Here is a 15,320-nt window from a genome sequence, read left to right on the forward strand (position 1 = left end):
ACGCCGCCATCGCGACGAGGTGCATGACCCGGATACGGCCGCCAAGCGCGACAGAGGCCGTGGCCAGCGAGCGATGCGCGGGATGGGCCGCCTCGTGATTTTCAGCCCGTCTTAAGTGATGGCTTCTCGGTGCATACGGTGCTCTCGATCGGCTCGCCTTGTTCATTCAGCCACTGCCACTGCTTCAGGTCAGGCTGGAAGAGCAGTGTTGGTAGACCTTGATCGCGTGGAACCAGTTTACGTTCTTGGAGAGCGTACTGGCGAGCCTTCCCATCAACTTCGACCGTCACTTCGCCCGCCGCATTGGCCTGCTCGATTACGATCCGCCCCGCCTTGAACTGACACGTGAAGACTGGGTTTGCCACCGGGTCCGTTTCAGCCGCCAAGGCCAGACTGATAGGCATGAGCAGAAGCGCGACGTGCAAAATCATGTTGTTCTCCCAAGGTACCGGACAGGGCGGAAAGCCTTGTCCGGGAAAAAGGTTCCTTTGGGGAACAACCCATCGATCGGGAGCAGTCGTGACAGGGTCGCGTCCTCGAACAGGGTACGCCGAGAGCAGCTCAAATAGCTCTAACCCCCTCATTATGAACGGTTATTCATGGAACGGACGCTTTCGGCCGCAGTTTAGATTGCGACTGAGGGGCAACATGTCCTCGAAAGGGAGAAGACCATGATCAAGAACATCGCACTCATCGCCGCCCTCGCTCTCGTCCCCGCGACTGCCTTCGCGCAATCCAACTCCGGCGCGGCTGGTGGCGCAGCCAGCGGCGCGGCTACTGGTGCTGTCGGCGGTGCCATCGTCGGTGGCCCTGTCGGAGCCGTGGTGGGTGGCGTCGGTGGTGCGGCTGCTGGCGCGATCGTCGGCGGCATCGCAACCGAGAACCGCACCGAGTTCCGCACCTATGTGACGCAGCAGAAGGTGCCTTCGGTGGCGTACCGCGAGAAGGTCGTTGTCGGCGCGACGTTGCCCGACACGGTCACTTATCGCGAGGTTCCGGCTCGCTATGGCAAGACCGAGTATCGCTACACGGTGGTCAACGACCAGACCGTGCTGGTCGAGCCGAAAACGCGCAAGATCGTTCAGATCATCGAGTGATCAAATCGGAGCCCGCCCTTTTCAAGGGCGGGCTCTTTTTCCGCGAAATCAGGAGCGACAAGCTATGTTCAAGACCCTCTTGCTGGCTGCGGGCGTTGCCGCAACAGCGCTTATTACGGCTCCCGCACAGTCTCAGGTGCGGGTCGAGACGCGCATCGAGCGATCTGACGACGACGGACCGCGCTATCGGGAACGGCGTGGGTACGAGGAACGTCGAGGCGGGTATGAGCGTCGGATCGTGCGCAGCCGCTTCGGCGATGACTGTCGAATGGTGGAAAAGCGTCGCGTCAACCGGTTCGGCGAAGTTGTCATACGGCGTACGCGTATCTGCGGGTGACACCATGAGGCGGTGGGCAGTTGTAGCGCCCGCCGCTTCTCTGCTTTTCCAGCAATGGTTTCGACAGGAGAGTCCTATGCGAACGCTCGTTCTCGTTGCGGTGGCCATGTTGGGCTTCGGCTCGATCACGCCATCGACTTCACAGGCCGCCCCGGTGGCGGGCCCAACAGCGATCGAGACGCCAGACCACGTCGAGCAGATCAAGAAGGGTGGACACGGGTACAAGGGCCATAAGGGTTGGGGCGGGTCCCGCAATTGGAACCGTGGACGTGGCTATGGTCATCATTATGGCAGCCCACCTGCGCATGCTCGCGCCTATGGTCGGCGGGCTCGTGACTTCGGATACTACCGTTATCGGTAAGTGAGATGGCGACGGTGGGTGAAATAGCGACCGTCGCCAGTATTGTCGCGCGCTGGCTTTAACGGAAGAATGGTACAATGCGCCAAGGGCAACAGGCTTTACGACAGGCCTTCAGGCGCTTCGAGCAGGAGGTACCTCTCTGGCTCGGTTCTTGGATGCGTTGGCTTCGGCACCCAGCATCTCGCTGGCTTCGCATTCCTGTAGGCGTGCTGCTCATGCTCGGCGGGGTGTTCTCAATCCTGCCAGGGCTTGGCATCTGGATGCTGCCGCTCGGTCTCCTCCTGCTCGCCACCGATGTTGCGCTTCTTCGAAAGCCCGTCGCGAGGTTTACCGTCGCGAGTGCAGATCAATGGGCCCGTATTCGACAATGGCTCGGGCAGAAGTGACTGCTCCGCTGCTCACAGGCAACGCTGCGGATCCTACAACTTGGTCGCATATGCGACCCAAGAGCGCACGATTTCTCAAAAAATGTGTCAAATTGGCGCGGAACTGGGCGGGATCTCGGCGACATCACGACCGAAGTCGTCACGCTCTCCTGCTGGACGTCGATTGAGGCGATCAAGGCGTTCGCCGGCGACGACCATGAGCGCGCCCGCTGCTATCCGGAGGACGACCGTTACCTGCTGAAGAAACCCGATGAGGTGGAGCACTCCGACGACGTGATCGAGGGCTGATTGGCCCCGACGAAATGGCAGCGATTGTCAGGAACCCGTCTCCGGCATTTTCGTTTGAGGATCGGGGACCATGGGACTTGTAGACGCATGCCTCATTTCAGGATCGCGACCGACGCCGGCAACGGCTTGGAGCCCTTCGATGAGCCGCTGGAATTCCCGGACCGGGACGCGGCCACCTTAGATGCCCAGGTGGCGCTGACGGACATGTGCCGCGAGAACCTGCCGCATGCCGGGAAAGCCGACTACCGCGTCCAGGTCGAGGACGAGACCGGCAAACCCGTTTATAAGGCATCGCTCAAGTTCGATGCCGAAACCGAGACCGACGACAAGGCTGACAGCGGCGCTGCCGCGTCTAACATGCGACCGGCGAGATACGTGATTTGACAGGCGCAGCTCATAAATCCCGTGCTAGCCCGGACGTGGGCTAATCACGAGAAGAGACTTGGTGCCGATCGCGACGAGAATTTTTGACAACCCGCAGATGCTTCGGGTCCTCACCGACGCCATGCCGCAGATGGTCTGGTCCACCCAACCGGACGGGTTCCACGATTACTACAACGCCCGCTGGTACGAGTTCACTGGCGTGCCAAAGGGCTCGACCGATGGCGAGGGCTGGAGCGGCATGTTCCATCCCGAGGACCAGGACCGGGCTTGGGGACGCTGGCGGCATGCGCTGGAAACCGGTGAGCCGTACGAGGTCGAGTATCGCCTGAAGCACCACTCCGGCGAATACCGATGGACGTTGGGCAGGGCGCTGCCGGTGCGCGACGGCGACGGTAAGATCGTGCGCTGGATCGGCACATGCACCGACATCGACGAGGCCAAGCGCGCAGCCGAACAGAACCAGCTTCTCAGCCAGGAACTCGCCCACCGCATCAAGAACATCTTCGCCGTGATAAGCGGTCTCATCGGCCTGTCCGTCCGGCAGGCACCCGAATGCAAGGACTTCGCGACCTCGCTGCGCGAACGGATCGCGGCCTTGGGCCGGGCCCATGAGTTCGTCCGACCGCACAGCGTGGAATCCCGTCCAACCATTGGTCGCACAACACTGGGTGGGATGCTCCGCGAGCTGTTCGAGCCCTATCCCGCCCTCGACACCGGCAACATCACGATCGTCGGCGACGATGTCCCGGTCGACGACAGGGGCGCGACGCCCTTCGCCCTGCTGTTCCACGAACTGGCCACCAATGCGGTCAAATATGGCGCGCTGTCGACAGACGACGGCAAGGTGGCCATCTCGATCTCTATCGCAGGCGACGATGTCGTCGTCATCTGGAAGGAGATTGGCGGCCCCGCAGTGTCAGGTGCGCCCGAACGGACAGGCTTCGGGTCACGGCTTTCCGAGGTCGCAGTTCGCAACCAGCTCGCCGGCGATTTGCAGCGGTCCTGGGAGCCAGACGGCCTGCGGCTAACCGTGCGCGTGCCGGCCGCCAACCTGGCGAGAGGCGACATCGCCTGAGAAAGGCAGAAAGCATGCAGGAGGCACGACGTCCCTGCCTTCTCGCTTGGCGATGGCGAACGAGATGATCGAGGCGATCAAGCCGTCATCTAAGGGCTTCTCGACCACCCCCAGGGCGCCGGGAATACCGTCGGCCAGTAGGCGGGGGTTCGCGGTCACGAAGACGACCACGATGCCGCGCTTGGCCAACTCTCGTCCTACGTCTGGCCCGGTCAGGCCATCGCGCAGGTTTAGGTCGACGAGGGCCACGTCAGGCTTGTCCTCGGCAAGCTTCAAGGCCTCAAGGCTGTCGGCGGCGATGCCGACCGGCTGGAAGCCGGATTCCTCGATGATGGCTTCCATTTCCATGGCTACCAGCACCTCATCTTCGACGATTAGGATGCGGGCTGTCATGACTTCTACCGGAATTCCTGATTGATGACGTTCTTAACCACCCTACCTAGCGGGTTGTTCCTGATCCAATAACGCTTTGTCGCCTTTGCCCAACGAAACACGGGCCGCCTCTCGGCAGCCCGCTCATCATTCCGTGATCGCGTCGTTAGACCTTGTCGACGACCTTCTTGATGGTCTCCTGGCCATCGTCAGAGCCTGTTGGCCCTCGCCCTTGGCTTCCTCGGCCTCAAGCTCGGCTTGTCCAGCGCCTTGCCGGCGACCTGCTTGACGTTGCCGACCGCCTCGCAGAGTGCCGGAAAGCAGACGCTCCAGAAGTCTGCTGGGAGCCATTTAGGGAAGCGTAAGCTGAACTCACCTCGTCACGCAGGGATCCAAAATTCGACGATGTGGTAGGTGTTTAATCCGTACTCTTGGTGGGGGCCCGGTTGCTCCTGGTTCGAGGTAGCACCCGTCTTAGCGGGTCTCAAAGCGCGCCCGCAGCCCGCCCTCCCCGCCCGGAACAACCGCACCAAACTAGCCAACAGTTCGCCATACGAAATGCGCCAATGGAAGATGAGGCGAGTTCAGGAACCCGCCATCAATCTGTCGAGTCCCCGGTTGTGGCTCAGCTCAGGAACTAGTGCCAGGCAATCAGCGTTGCGGCGTCATGGCCAAGTTACGCTCGCAAAACATAGATCCCGTCGAGGTTCTCGCTCGCATCGGTTATGCGGCACGAGGGCTGGTCTACACAATCGTCGGGTGGCTCGCTGTTCTAGCAGCCCTTGGCGGCGCGGCACGCGCGCCGGACAGTAAGACGGCGCTATCTGCCATCCTGACACAGCCGTTCGGCGCGGTGCTGCTCGGCTTGGTTGCGGCCGGCCTGGTCTGCTTTGCCATCTGGCGCATCGCGCAAGCTGCTTTAGATGCGGATCGTCTTGGTACCACAACAAAAGGATTAGTTCGTCGCGTAGGCTTTGCTGTGAGTGCAATCATCAACGCCGGTCTCGCATTCTCAGCCGTGCAGATGATCATGCGGACTTCTGCCGTGGGAGGCGGAGACAGCGCAGCCCGCGACTGGACCGCATATTTGCTGTCATTCCAATTCGGCCAAATTCTGGTTGGCGTCGTCGGGGTTGTTGTCTTCGCCGCAGGGGGAGCTAACGCATGGAAAGGCTACAAGGGCCGTGTCATGGATCGAGTTACTGCCGACGGTCAGGTTGAACCTTGGCTGGTGAGGCTAGGACGGGCTGGCTACCTCGCCCGTGGCCTCGTATTCGCGCTTATAGGCGGCTTTTTCATCAGCGCGGCTTACCAAGCCAGGGCCAGCGAGGTTCAGGGCCTGGCGGGTGCGCTTCGGACATTGCAGGAGCAGCCTTATGGCTGGGCGTTGCTGTTGGTGACCGCGCTTGGCCTATTCGCGTTTGGTGCCTTCCAAATTGCTCTTGCGCGCTACCGCCGGATAAATCCAACTGGGTTCACTGCTTCAGTTTAGCTTTGGATCAAGTTCGCCGCGAGGAGTCTCGTGGCGGACTAAACAGGCCGCTGCAAAAAAATTCTCATCAGTGTCGACCTTTTCGCGTTTCTGGCTACGGGTTTGTGGCCTGCATAGTTGAAAACCAGAACCGAAGATGCGCCATCGGATTATGACATCTCTCATTCTTGTTGCGGCGCGTTTATCGCTAAAACTGCGCAGGTCGTTTCCCCTGATCTGTCACGTCCGGATGTAATGCGCCAATAGCTGCCGTTCGGGCCTTGCCAGGAACCGAACGTGCGAGGCGAAGGTGAGTCGGGACTGCTTTCGACCGAGGCTGTGTAAAAACGCGCTGCCTGCCTTTGATCAACTGGGGCGGCGAGCCCGCGATGAGGGGCAGTGTCAGGCCCGGATCGCTTCCATCAGCGGCTTGGCGCCGATGATGGCGATGACGCGCTTGAGGTTATAGGCGAGGATGTGGAGGCCGATTTCGGTCTTCACGTTGGGCAGGCGCCTCGTCAGGAAGTGCGTCGCCCCCATCCAGGCCTTGATCGTGCCGAAGGGGTGTTCGACGAGCCGCCTTCGTTGGCGCATGGCGCCAGGCGTCAGATCCATCCGCCGTTGAAGGGCGTCGATGATCGCCTCGTGTTCCCAGCGGGTGACCCGCCGTTCGACGCTGGGCGTGCACTGAGCCTTGAGGGCGCAGGCCTGGCAACTAGCGCGATCCCAGTAGCGGTGGAGCGTCATTCCCCGCTCGACCGTGGTCATATGGCGCGGCAGCAGCGCGCCGGATGGGCAGCGATAGACATCCTGCTCGGGCAGGTAGACGAAGTCCTGCTTGCCGAACCGGCCCTCGGCCTTGGCGCCCGAGGTCAGCGGCTTGGGCAGATAGGGCGTCACGCCCAGGGCCTCGCAGGAGCGGATCTCCTCGCCGGAGAAGTAGCCGCGGTCGGCCAGCGCATCGAGCTTTTCCGCGCCCATGGCGTTCTTTGCCTTGGCGGCCATGGCTGCGAGCTGCTCGCGGTCGCTGCCGGTCATGACCACGTCGTGGGCGACGATCAGGTGATGCTTGGCCTCGACAGCGGACTGGACGTTGTAGCCGACAATCCCACTGCCGCGTCCGCTGGTGGCCATCGAGCGAGCGTCCGGATCGGTCAGCGAGATCTGGCCTTCAGGTGAGGCAGCGACTTGCGCCTCCATGGCCTTGAGCATCTTCATCTGCTCGCGCAGCCGCTCGACCTTCTCCTGCAGCCGTCCCGAGCGCGCCTCGGCGGCCTCGTCTTCCTGACGATCGGCCGTGTCGAGGTCACGCAGATAGCCCGCGATGTGTTCAGCCACCTGCTGCAGGCGCCTCGTGAGCTTGTGGGCCGTGAAGTTCTTGTCGCGGCTGTTCACTGCTTTGAACTTGCTGCCGTCGATGGCGACCAGGGTGCTCCCGAACAGGCCGATCTGACGGCACAGCACCACGAACTGAGCGCAGGCGCCCTGGATCGCGGGCCCATTCTCCTTCCGGAAGTCGGCGATGGTCTTGTGGTCGGGCGCAAGCCTCCCCGTCAGCCACATCAACTCGACATTGCGCCCCGCCTCGCGTTCCAGCCGGCGGCTGGACTGCACCTTGTTCAGGTAGCCGTAGATGTAGAGCTTGAGCAGCGTGGCCGGGTGGTAGGCCGGGCGTCCTGTCGCTGCCGGCGTCACGCCCTCAAAACCCAGGACCTCCAGATCCAGGTCATCGACGAACACGTCGACCACCCGCACCGGGTTCTCATCCGCCACATAGTCGTCCAGGCAATCGGGAAGCAGCGTCGGCTGCCGGCGGTCGCAACCCTCAACGAAGCGGCTCAAATCCGACCTCCCGACTGCAACGTCAGGAGTCTACCCGAACCAGCACGGTTTTCACACAGCCTCGACCCATAGCGGACGCGGTGTTCCAATGCCGATTGCCAGTCCGCCATTCTATAGGGCTCGCCCGGAAGCAGACGTTCTATACGTCGGCTATGGCCAAAAGCGTCAGCTGCCCCCTCCCGGCGCAGGAATCCATAATTCAACAATGTGGTAGGTGGTTAATCCGAGTTCGAGGTCTCCCCCCGACAACGAGGTGTCCGCTACCAGTGCCAGGCACTTGGGGGTGCAGTGAACGCGGTGGTCACGGCTTCAAGGTCAGCGCGGATTTTCCGGGAAAGTCAGATAAAGCTCTCGAACTGCTTCGATGTAGCTGGCCAATGGGCGCTTATCGCAGAATGACCGCAAGAACTGCTTTTTTGTCGGATTTGGGACGACCCGGAGATCGCGCGTTGGTTCGCCGCGAGAACGAACCGCCTCATTGATCGCGCTCCAATAGCCCTGAGCCCAGGCGAACGACTGCACTTCTGCGACTGCCGGGTTTCGCCTGTAGAATTCTGCGAACTCAGCGCATGGAACGATCCCAAGCCCTGCGGTCACCGGCATCTGAGCATTGGCTGAGCCGGTCAAGATTATCAGGGCAATCATAACGCGACGCATCTCAACTCCTGCCTGCTAACATCGCGGCCGATGGTATCCGCCTTTCGGCACGGCGTCTCGGATTAGGACCGCGTCCACGATCGCATCAGCAAGCTCGTAAACCGGCTTGCCAGCGTGGCGGGTCAGGGTCTGGACGATGGTGGCGTGGAGATCGTCGCGGTCTGACTTTTCGGCTGCGAGCTTTTCGCGCTCAAGTTTGCGGCGGAACGCTTCCATATTGCGGTGCGCCTCAGCGTGCGTCCTGCCGCATAAGATTAGATGCGCGAGCTTCCTGCGAAACCGGCAGCAGGCCATTTGAGCGATCTCTCATTCTGGATCGTGCTAGCTCTGGTCGGACCGCTGCCAAGGCTAGGGGCGTGAAGTTCGGGCGAACGCCCGCGATGACCCCGCAGAAGTTAGCTGTTGCGCGTGAGTTGCTAGCTCAGCCTGACAACACTATGAGCCAGGTCGCCGCAGCAATCGGTGTTCACCGGGCGACGCTTTACCGAGCATTGGGCGCGCGCAACTGAGTGGCGCAACTCTCAATGGTCGGGATATCGAGTTTGGTATCGCTCGTCAGGCGCGAGCCAATCAGCGAGATAGCTGAGGGGATCTTGCTCGCCCAGCATCGCTCGCGCCAGCGCCAGGCGGCTTTGAATGTGCTCCCGGCGATCCTCACCGAGGTGCTCCAGCCGCTTCTCCGCCTCCACGAAGAAGCGCTCAACAGCGGTAGCCGCCGCCCACTGCTCCATGATTTCGGCCAACTGCTTCTTGCTATGCGACAGCGCCTGCTCGACGGCTCTCCGATCCTCTTGCCGGCGATACCGCTCTTGCGCCTCGGCCCATTCTTTGCGGCGCTTGGCGGCAGCCTTTTCCTCAGCGTCGATCAGCGCCTGTAGTTCAGCCTCGGAACCGTGAAGCCGTGCGACGATCGAGGGAACGAGCGACTTCAGGCCAGCTGCATCTGTTTCCTGCCAGCTTGCTGACCATTCGATGTTCGCCAGCGGGCAATAGGCCACAAACCGAAACCGGCCGCAGGGTAGGTCTTGCTCGGTCGTCCATGAGTGCGTGAGCTGCCAGGGTCTGGCGGAGCGAACCAGCTTGCTGTCTTCCCGAACATAAGAGCCGTCGAGATATCGCATCGTCACGCGCTCGGTCATCTCGGTCAGCACCAGGCCGACTGGGATAGAGCCGACGTAGGTGACCGTGGGACGGCGCGGAGACCAGATGCTGCCTGTCTGATACCGCCCGTACTTTCGATCCTTGCGCGGGACCTCCTGCTCGTCCACGTGCCTGCGCCGCATCTCCTGATCTGCAGGCGCAAACATGACGCGATGTCCCTTCAGGTCGAGCGCGTTGTAGATCTCGTTTGCGATGTCGAGTGCGGTAGATAGGTGGTCGGCCGACGCCACAATGTCGGGCAAGAGATATTTGTACGGCCGCAAAAACTCGTTCTTCTCGTCGGTGCGCGTTTTGCGGAAGGACTCGTCGACGCCGATCAGCATCGGGTGGCGTGCCGGTCTTTGTGGGCGATCGGCCGCTTTCCGCTCCACGCGACGGTACACACGCTTTGGCAGGGGCGCTAAAAGCCGAGTGCCTTTACTCCAACGGGCATGGTCTCCAGGCAGTGCAGCGGGCAGCTCGGGCCGAGGCGCCTCCTTCCCAACCGCCTTCTTCTGCCAGTACCCGGCGGGCGGTCTGGGCACGTTGAGCGCTTCGCAGATGCGAGCGAACTGGTAGTGGTTCATGCCGAGTTTTTCGGCCAGGTGGTTGATCGGCGTGGTCCAGACCCGCTCGAATAGGTCTTCACGCGTGATGCCAGCGGGCGGTGATGCTGCGTTCTCCGGGTCCATTTGGTGCTCACGGTCGACGTGGTTTCGGCCTCGCAATCTCAAGCAGGAGCGCGATGGCGTGAAGTCCGAATGACAGCACGGAGCGTGCGTCGCCGGGGCAGGCGCCCTTCAGATAGCTTCTCGATTTCCGAGGCGATCGTCGCTACGAAGTGAGCTGTGCCAACCCTACCGGATACCCAAACTCGCGCTGCAGGAACCGACTGGGAACCCGTCGAGGTCGCAGCCGTGGTCGCCGAATACTTCGCGATGATGGCCAATGAGGTGGCCGGCCGACCGTACACCAAGCGCGAGCATAATCGGGCGCTACAGGCTTTGACCGGCCGCTCTGCGGGCTCCATCGAGTTCAAGCACAGAACATCAGCGCCGTATTGTCCGAACTGGGGCTGCCATGGCTGCGCGGATACAAGCCTCGCGCAAACTACCAGGATGCACTCGTCGCCGAGGTCAGCGGGCATCTACCATCCGCGGCCTGGTTGCAATCCGTACCCGTAGAGCGCCCGGTTCCAGCAATTCCAGTTGGCGACCTATTTGTGCCACCGCCAGAGCGCCGCCGGAATAGGATCACTCAGCCCCTGGAGCGCCTGGTGCGCACATTCGATCCGGCCGAGCGGGACGAGCGCAATAGGAGCTTGGGCAGGGCCGGTGAAGAGTTTGTCGTAGAGGTCGAGGAGCGGCGCCTGCTCGGCGCTGGTCGGCGTGATCTGATGGGCAAGGTTCGATGGGTCGCCAGGGACGATGGCGATGGTGCGGGCTACGACATCCGCTCGTTCGAGGATGACGGGCGCGAGACGCTGATCGAAGTGAAGACTACTCGCGGCGCGAGGACCACGCCCTTCTATCTGACCCGCAACGAGCTGGCTGTAGCCGGTGAAAGGCCAGACGCCTGGCGGATCTACCGCGTCTTCGAGTTCGGCGAGGCTTCCCGGATATTCACGCTCAAGCCGCCGCTGGAGGAGACCGTCAGTCTGAGTCCGGCGACCTGGTCAGCGTCATTCTAGATGACCGCTCTGGCCGGTTTCGGAAGCGTCAGTTACACCCCCCTCCCCGCGCAGGGATCCAGAATTCAACGATGTGGTAGATGCCGGCCGCGCGCAAATCGGTGTTGGTGGTCTCGGTGATCAGACCGCGCTTGCCCGTCACGAGCGCGGCCGCCATCGCGCCGGCCTGCCCCCCCGCCGATCTCGGCGATGCGCCGGGTCAGGGCGTTGCGCGCCCGGTCGATCGTCGCAGCCAGCACCAACTCGGTCGGCGGAGGCCGTGGCGGCGGGGTCAGCGCGATCTTGCCGGGAATGCTGCCGACGGCACCCAGCCCGCGAAAGAAGGCGTCCCGGCCGAAATCATACCCGCCGGGCCGTGCCGGCCCCGGTGGCGGCAGCAACCGGGCCATGGCCGCGATATGGTCCCCCGGCGAAACACTGCCGCTGCGAATATTGACGCGGACGCGCCTGGGCCAACGCTCGGGCTCGAGCCCGGCCAGGCTCGTCACCAGGATGACGAGGCGTGCGCCGGCATCGCGGGCCTCGACCGATTCCACGAAGCCGCTGACCTGGCCAATACGGGGCCGGTCGAGCATCGGCGCCGCTACCGTGGCGGTGCGCCAGGTCGCCGCCGCGAAACCGGCGAAGGCGGCGGCACAGCCGAGAGCGATCAGCGGCGCGAGGCGCCGCCGCCGCAGGGCAAATGCGGCCCCGGCGGCGAGCCCGAGGCCGGTCAGCGGTGCCCAGAGCGCAGGCTCGCGATCGGCGAGGAAGTAGAGCAGGATGCCGGCGCCCATCATCACCGGCAGCCAGAGGAAGAGCCGCCGGCGTTCGGCTTCGAGCGCAAGCGCCCGGAAGAACCCGCCGCGCCAGGCGGTGAGCGTTACGCCGAGCCCCGGGCCGCCAAGTACGAAGGTGGGCAGGCGCGAGGGCAGCACGTCGGCCCGGGCGCCGCGCGCGGGCCCCGGTGCCGGCATCCCCTGCCCTGGTCGCGCCGGCTGCATGCACCGCTCCTGCCCCAGCCGGCTGCATCTTGCGCTTAACGCAGGCGGCAAGGGCATGTTACAGGGGCGGCGCCGGATGTCATGTCGCCTCCGGCGCGAGCCCGCGTCCGGCTCGCCGTTTCGTCCTCCCATCTCGTTCTGGGCCCGCGATCATCCGCCCAGCCGGAGCTTTGCCTTTCATGAGCGACGCCGTCGTCACGCGCTTTGCGCCCTCGCCCACCGGCTTCCTGCATATCGGCGGCGCGCGCACAGCCCTGTTCAACTGGCTCTATGCCCGCCGGCATGGCGGCAAGATGCTGCTGCGCATCGAGGACACCGACCGGGAACGCTCGACGGACGCCGCGATCACCGCGATCCTCGACGGCCTGTCCTGGCTCGGGCTCGATTGGGACGGCGACACGGTCTACCAGTTCGCCCGGGCGGAGCGGCATCGCGAGGTCACCCGGCAGATGCTCGCCGCCGGCACCGCCTATTATTGCTATGCGACACCGGCCGAGCTCGACGAGATGCGCGAGAAGGCGAAGGCCGAAGGCCGCCCGCTGCGCTATGATGGGCGCTGGCGCGACCGCGACCCTGCGACGGCCCCGGCCGGCGTCAAGCCGGTGATCCGGCTGCGCGCAGCCCAGACCGGCGAGACCGTGGTCGAGGACGAGGTCCAGGGTCGTGTCGTCTGGCAGAACGAGAACCTCGACGATCTCGTGCTGCTGCGCTCCGACGGCAACCCGACCTATATGCTCGCGGTGGTGGTCGACGACCACGACATGGGGGTCACCCACGTCATCCGCGGCGACGACCACCTGACCAACGCCGCGCGCCAGACGCAGATCTACCAGGCGATGGGCTGGACAGTGCCGAGCATGTCGCACATCCCGCTGATCCATGGGCCCGACGGCGCCAAGCTGTCGAAGCGCCATGGCGCGCTCGGCGTCGATGCCTATCGTTCGATGGGCTATCTGCCGGTGGCGCTGCGCAACTATCTGCTGCGGCTCGGCTGGAGCCATGGCGACCAGGAGATCTTCTCGACCGACGAGATGATCGCGCTGTTCAATCTGTCCTCGATCGGGCGTTCGCCGGCGCGCTTTGACTACGCCAAGCTGGAGAGCCTGAACGGGCTCTATATGCGCCAGTCGGACGACCGCGACCTGCTCGAGGCGCTGAAGGTGATCCTGCCCGAGATCGGCCCGGCACGCGGAGCGCCGGCCGCGCTGTCGCCGGAGCTGGAGGCGAAGTTCCTCGCCGCCATGCCGGGGCTTAAGGAGCGGGCGAAGACCCTGGTCGAACTGCTCGAGAGCGCCTACTACCTCTATGCGGCACGCCCGCTCCAGCTCGACGCCAAAGCCGCGACCCTGCTCGACGATGCCGGCAAGCAGCGCCTGCCGGGATTGGCCCAGACGCTGTCAGCCGTGAACGACTGGTCCGTCGCGGCGCTGGAAGCCGCGGTGCGGGCCTATGCGGAGGAGCACGGGCTTAAGCTCGGCCAGGCTGCGCAGCCTCTGCGCGCGGCACTGACGGGCCGGGCGATGTCGCCCGGGCTGTTCGACGTGATGGCGGTGCTCGGACGCGAGGAAACCCTCGCGCGCCTGGCCGACCAGGCATGAGCCCGAGGCAGTGTCGACAGTCTTTCGGCTCGGTTGAACAGCTCCCGCAAATGGTCTAGTGACGCGACGTGTAGCCCGCTTCGGCTCCCGCCGGGTCGGGCACAAATATTGCTTGAAAATCAGTCGGATGAACCGCTCTTCCAACCTGTCCACCCGGGAACCGACACGACGCTGTCATGTCGGTTCGATCTGACGACGGAAAAGGCCTCATGGACAACCGTGGCCGGATCGAGCGCGACGACGACTGACCAGCAGCGAGCCTGAAAGGATCGGTATCGATGAGCGGAACCACCAGCCAGCTTCAGGTCGACGGCAAAACCGTCGACATGGCGATCAAGACGGGTTCGATCGGCCCGTCCGTCATCGACATCGCCAAGCTCTACGCCCAGACGGGCATGTTCACCTTTGATCCGGGCTTCACCTCGACGGCGAGCTGCGAGTCCCAGATCACCTATATCGACGGCGACGAGGGCGTGCTGCTCCATCGCGGCTACCCGATCGAGCAGCTTGCCGAGCATGGCGACTTTCTCGAGACCTGCTTCCTGCTGCTGGAAGGCGAACTGCCGACGGCCGCCCAGAAGGCCGATTTCGACTATCGCGTGACGCGCCACACCATGGTGCACGAACAGATGGCCCGCTTCTTCCAGGGCTTCCGCCGCGATGCGCATCCGATGGCGGTGATGGTCGGCTCGATCGGCGCGTTGTCGGCCTTCTATCACGACTCGACCGACATCTCCGACCCGCACCAGCGCATGATCGCCTCGATGCGGATGATCGCGAAAGTGCCGACGCTGGCGGCGATGGCCTACAAATACACGGTCGGCCAGCCCTTCGTGTATCCGCTGAACTCGCTCGACTACACCTCGAACTTCCTGCGGATGTGCTTTGCCGTCCCCGCCGAGGAGTACAAGGTCAACCCGGTGCTGTCGCGCGCGCTCGACCGGATCTTCATCCTGCACGCCGACCATGAGCAGAACGCCTCGACCTCGACGGTCCGGCTGGCCGGCTCGTCCGGCGCCAACCCCTTCGCCTGCATCGCGGCCGGCGCGGCCTGCCTGTGGGGGCCTGCCCATGGCGGCGCCAACGAAGCGGCCCTGAAGATGCTCGAGGAGATCGGGACGGTCGAGAACATCCCGAAATACATCGCCAAGGCCAAGGACAAGAACGACCCGTTCCGTCTGATGGGCTTCGGCCATCGCGTCTACAAGAACTACGATCCGCGCGCCAAGATCATGCAGAAGACCACGCATGAGGTGCTGAACGAGCTCGGGATCAAGGACGATCCGCTGCTCGACGTCGCCATCGAACTGGAGCGGATCGCGCTGTCGGACCCCTACTTCATCGAGAAGAAGCTCTATCCGAACATCGACTTCTATTCGGGCATCACCCTGAAGGCGATGGGCTTCCCGACCTCGATGTTCACGGTGCTGTTCACGCTGGCACGCACCGTCGGCTGGATCGCGCAGTGGAAGGAGATGATCGAGGATCCGTCCCAGCGCATCGGCCGGCCGCGCCAGCTCTATACCGGCGCTGCGCAGCGCGAGTACAACCCGATCGGCCGCCGCTGAGGCCTTTGTCTCGCGGTTGAAACAAAAAGGGGCGCCCCGGTCGGGGGGCCCCTTTCGCATTCCTGGTCTTT

At 63.4% G+C, this 15,320-nt stretch carries 15 protein-coding genes; 9 read left to right on the forward strand and 6 right to left on the reverse strand.

Annotation, left to right across the window (positions count from 1 at the left end; translation table 11 throughout):
• Positions 1–101 precede the first annotated feature (101 nt).
• Positions 102–431 carry a hypothetical protein gene (locus tag C8D03_RS23415; RefSeq protein WP_108050138.1) on the reverse strand — a complete coding sequence of 110 codons (330 nt, stop codon included), beginning with the start codon at positions 429–431 and terminating at the stop codon, positions 102–104.
• Between the two features lie 240 nt (positions 432–671).
• Here C8D03_RS23415 and C8D03_RS23420 point away from each other — a divergent pair, with 240 nt between their 5' ends.
• From C8D03_RS23420 to C8D03_RS23440, 5 genes are all read left to right on the forward strand, one after another.
• Positions 672–1,097: a DUF1236 domain-containing protein gene (locus C8D03_RS23420; RefSeq protein ID WP_108050140.1), complete on the forward strand. Its 426-nt coding sequence runs from the start codon at positions 672–674 to the stop codon at positions 1,095–1,097.
• 64 nt (positions 1,098–1,161) lie between these two features.
• On the forward strand, positions 1,162–1,434 hold the full coding sequence (locus C8D03_RS26280) for a hypothetical protein (protein WP_146170272.1): 273 nt from the start codon (positions 1,162–1,164) through the stop codon (positions 1,432–1,434).
• Between the two features lie 831 nt (positions 1,435–2,265).
• Positions 2,266–2,469 carry a hypothetical protein gene (locus C8D03_RS23430; RefSeq protein WP_108050144.1) on the forward strand — a complete coding sequence of 68 codons (204 nt, stop codon included), beginning with the start codon at positions 2,266–2,268 and terminating at the stop codon, positions 2,467–2,469.
• 87 nt (positions 2,470–2,556) lie between these two features.
• On the forward strand, positions 2,557–2,853 hold the full coding sequence (locus C8D03_RS23435; RefSeq protein WP_108050146.1) for a DUF6894 family protein: 297 nt from the start codon (positions 2,557–2,559) through the stop codon (positions 2,851–2,853).
• 61 nt (positions 2,854–2,914) lie between these two features.
• Positions 2,915–3,928, forward strand: a complete 1,014-nt coding sequence (locus C8D03_RS23440; protein ID WP_248308727.1) for a sensor histidine kinase — start codon at positions 2,915–2,917, stop codon at positions 3,926–3,928.
• Here C8D03_RS23440 and C8D03_RS23445 read toward each other — a convergent pair.
• Positions 3,878–4,321, reverse strand: coding sequence for a response regulator (locus C8D03_RS23445; RefSeq protein ID WP_108050150.1), 444 nt, complete (start codon positions 4,319–4,321; stop codon positions 3,878–3,880). The genes C8D03_RS23440 and C8D03_RS23445 overlap by 51 nt on opposite strands.
• Positions 4,322–4,967: 646 nt before the next feature.
• On the opposite strand from C8D03_RS23445, the gene C8D03_RS23450 reads away from it, so the two are divergent.
• A complete protein-coding gene (locus C8D03_RS23450; protein WP_108050152.1) occupies positions 4,968–5,792 on the forward strand; it encodes a DUF1206 domain-containing protein in 825 nt (274 codons plus the stop codon).
• Between the two features lie 381 nt (positions 5,793–6,173).
• Here the strand turns inward: C8D03_RS23450 and C8D03_RS23455 are convergent, their stop codons facing one another.
• The 3 genes from C8D03_RS23455 to C8D03_RS23465 all read right to left on the reverse strand — a co-directional run bounded on the left by C8D03_RS23455 (position 6,174) and on the right by C8D03_RS23465 (position 10,102).
• Positions 6,174–7,613: an IS1182 family transposase gene (locus tag C8D03_RS23455; protein WP_108047418.1), complete on the reverse strand. Its 1,440-nt coding sequence runs from the start codon at positions 7,611–7,613 to the stop codon at positions 6,174–6,176.
• Positions 7,614–7,928: 315 nt separating this feature from the next.
• Positions 7,929–8,270, reverse strand: a complete 342-nt coding sequence (locus tag C8D03_RS26285; protein WP_146170273.1) for a hypothetical protein — start codon at positions 8,268–8,270, stop codon at positions 7,929–7,931.
• A gap of 521 nt (positions 8,271–8,791) precedes the next feature.
• Entirely contained in the window at positions 8,792–10,102 is a 1,311-nt protein-coding gene (locus C8D03_RS23465; protein ID WP_108050157.1) for a hypothetical protein, read from the reverse strand.
• A 584-nt stretch (positions 10,103–10,686) separates the two neighbouring features.
• Here C8D03_RS23465 and C8D03_RS27065 point away from each other — a divergent pair.
• Complete coding sequence (locus C8D03_RS27065; RefSeq protein ID WP_348981709.1) at positions 10,687–11,100, forward strand: protein NO VEIN domain-containing protein; 414 nt, start codon at positions 10,687–10,689, stop codon at positions 11,098–11,100.
• 65 nt (positions 11,101–11,165) lie between these two features.
• Here C8D03_RS27065 and C8D03_RS23475 read toward each other — a convergent pair whose 3' ends face one another.
• Positions 11,166–12,083, reverse strand: a complete 918-nt coding sequence (locus C8D03_RS23475) for a DUF4131 domain-containing protein (RefSeq protein ID WP_248308594.1) — start codon at positions 12,081–12,083, stop codon at positions 11,166–11,168.
• 179 nt (positions 12,084–12,262) lie between these two features.
• On the opposite strand from C8D03_RS23475, the gene gltX reads away from it, so the two are divergent.
• Together gltX and gltA are read left to right on the forward strand one after the other, a co-directional pair.
• On the forward strand, positions 12,263–13,681 hold the full coding sequence (gene gltX, locus C8D03_RS23480) for a glutamate--tRNA ligase (protein WP_108050159.1): 1,419 nt from the start codon (positions 12,263–12,265) through the stop codon (positions 13,679–13,681).
• 278 nt (positions 13,682–13,959) lie between these two features.
• Positions 13,960–15,249 carry a citrate synthase gene (gene gltA / locus C8D03_RS23485; protein WP_108050161.1) on the forward strand — a complete coding sequence of 430 codons (1,290 nt, stop codon included), beginning with the start codon at positions 13,960–13,962 and terminating at the stop codon, positions 15,247–15,249.
• Positions 15,250–15,320: the final 71 nt, after the last annotated feature.

The sequence above is a fragment of the Bosea sp. 124 genome, assembly GCF_003046175.1.
Taxonomy (GTDB): Bacteria; Pseudomonadota; Alphaproteobacteria; order Rhizobiales; family Beijerinckiaceae; genus Allobosea.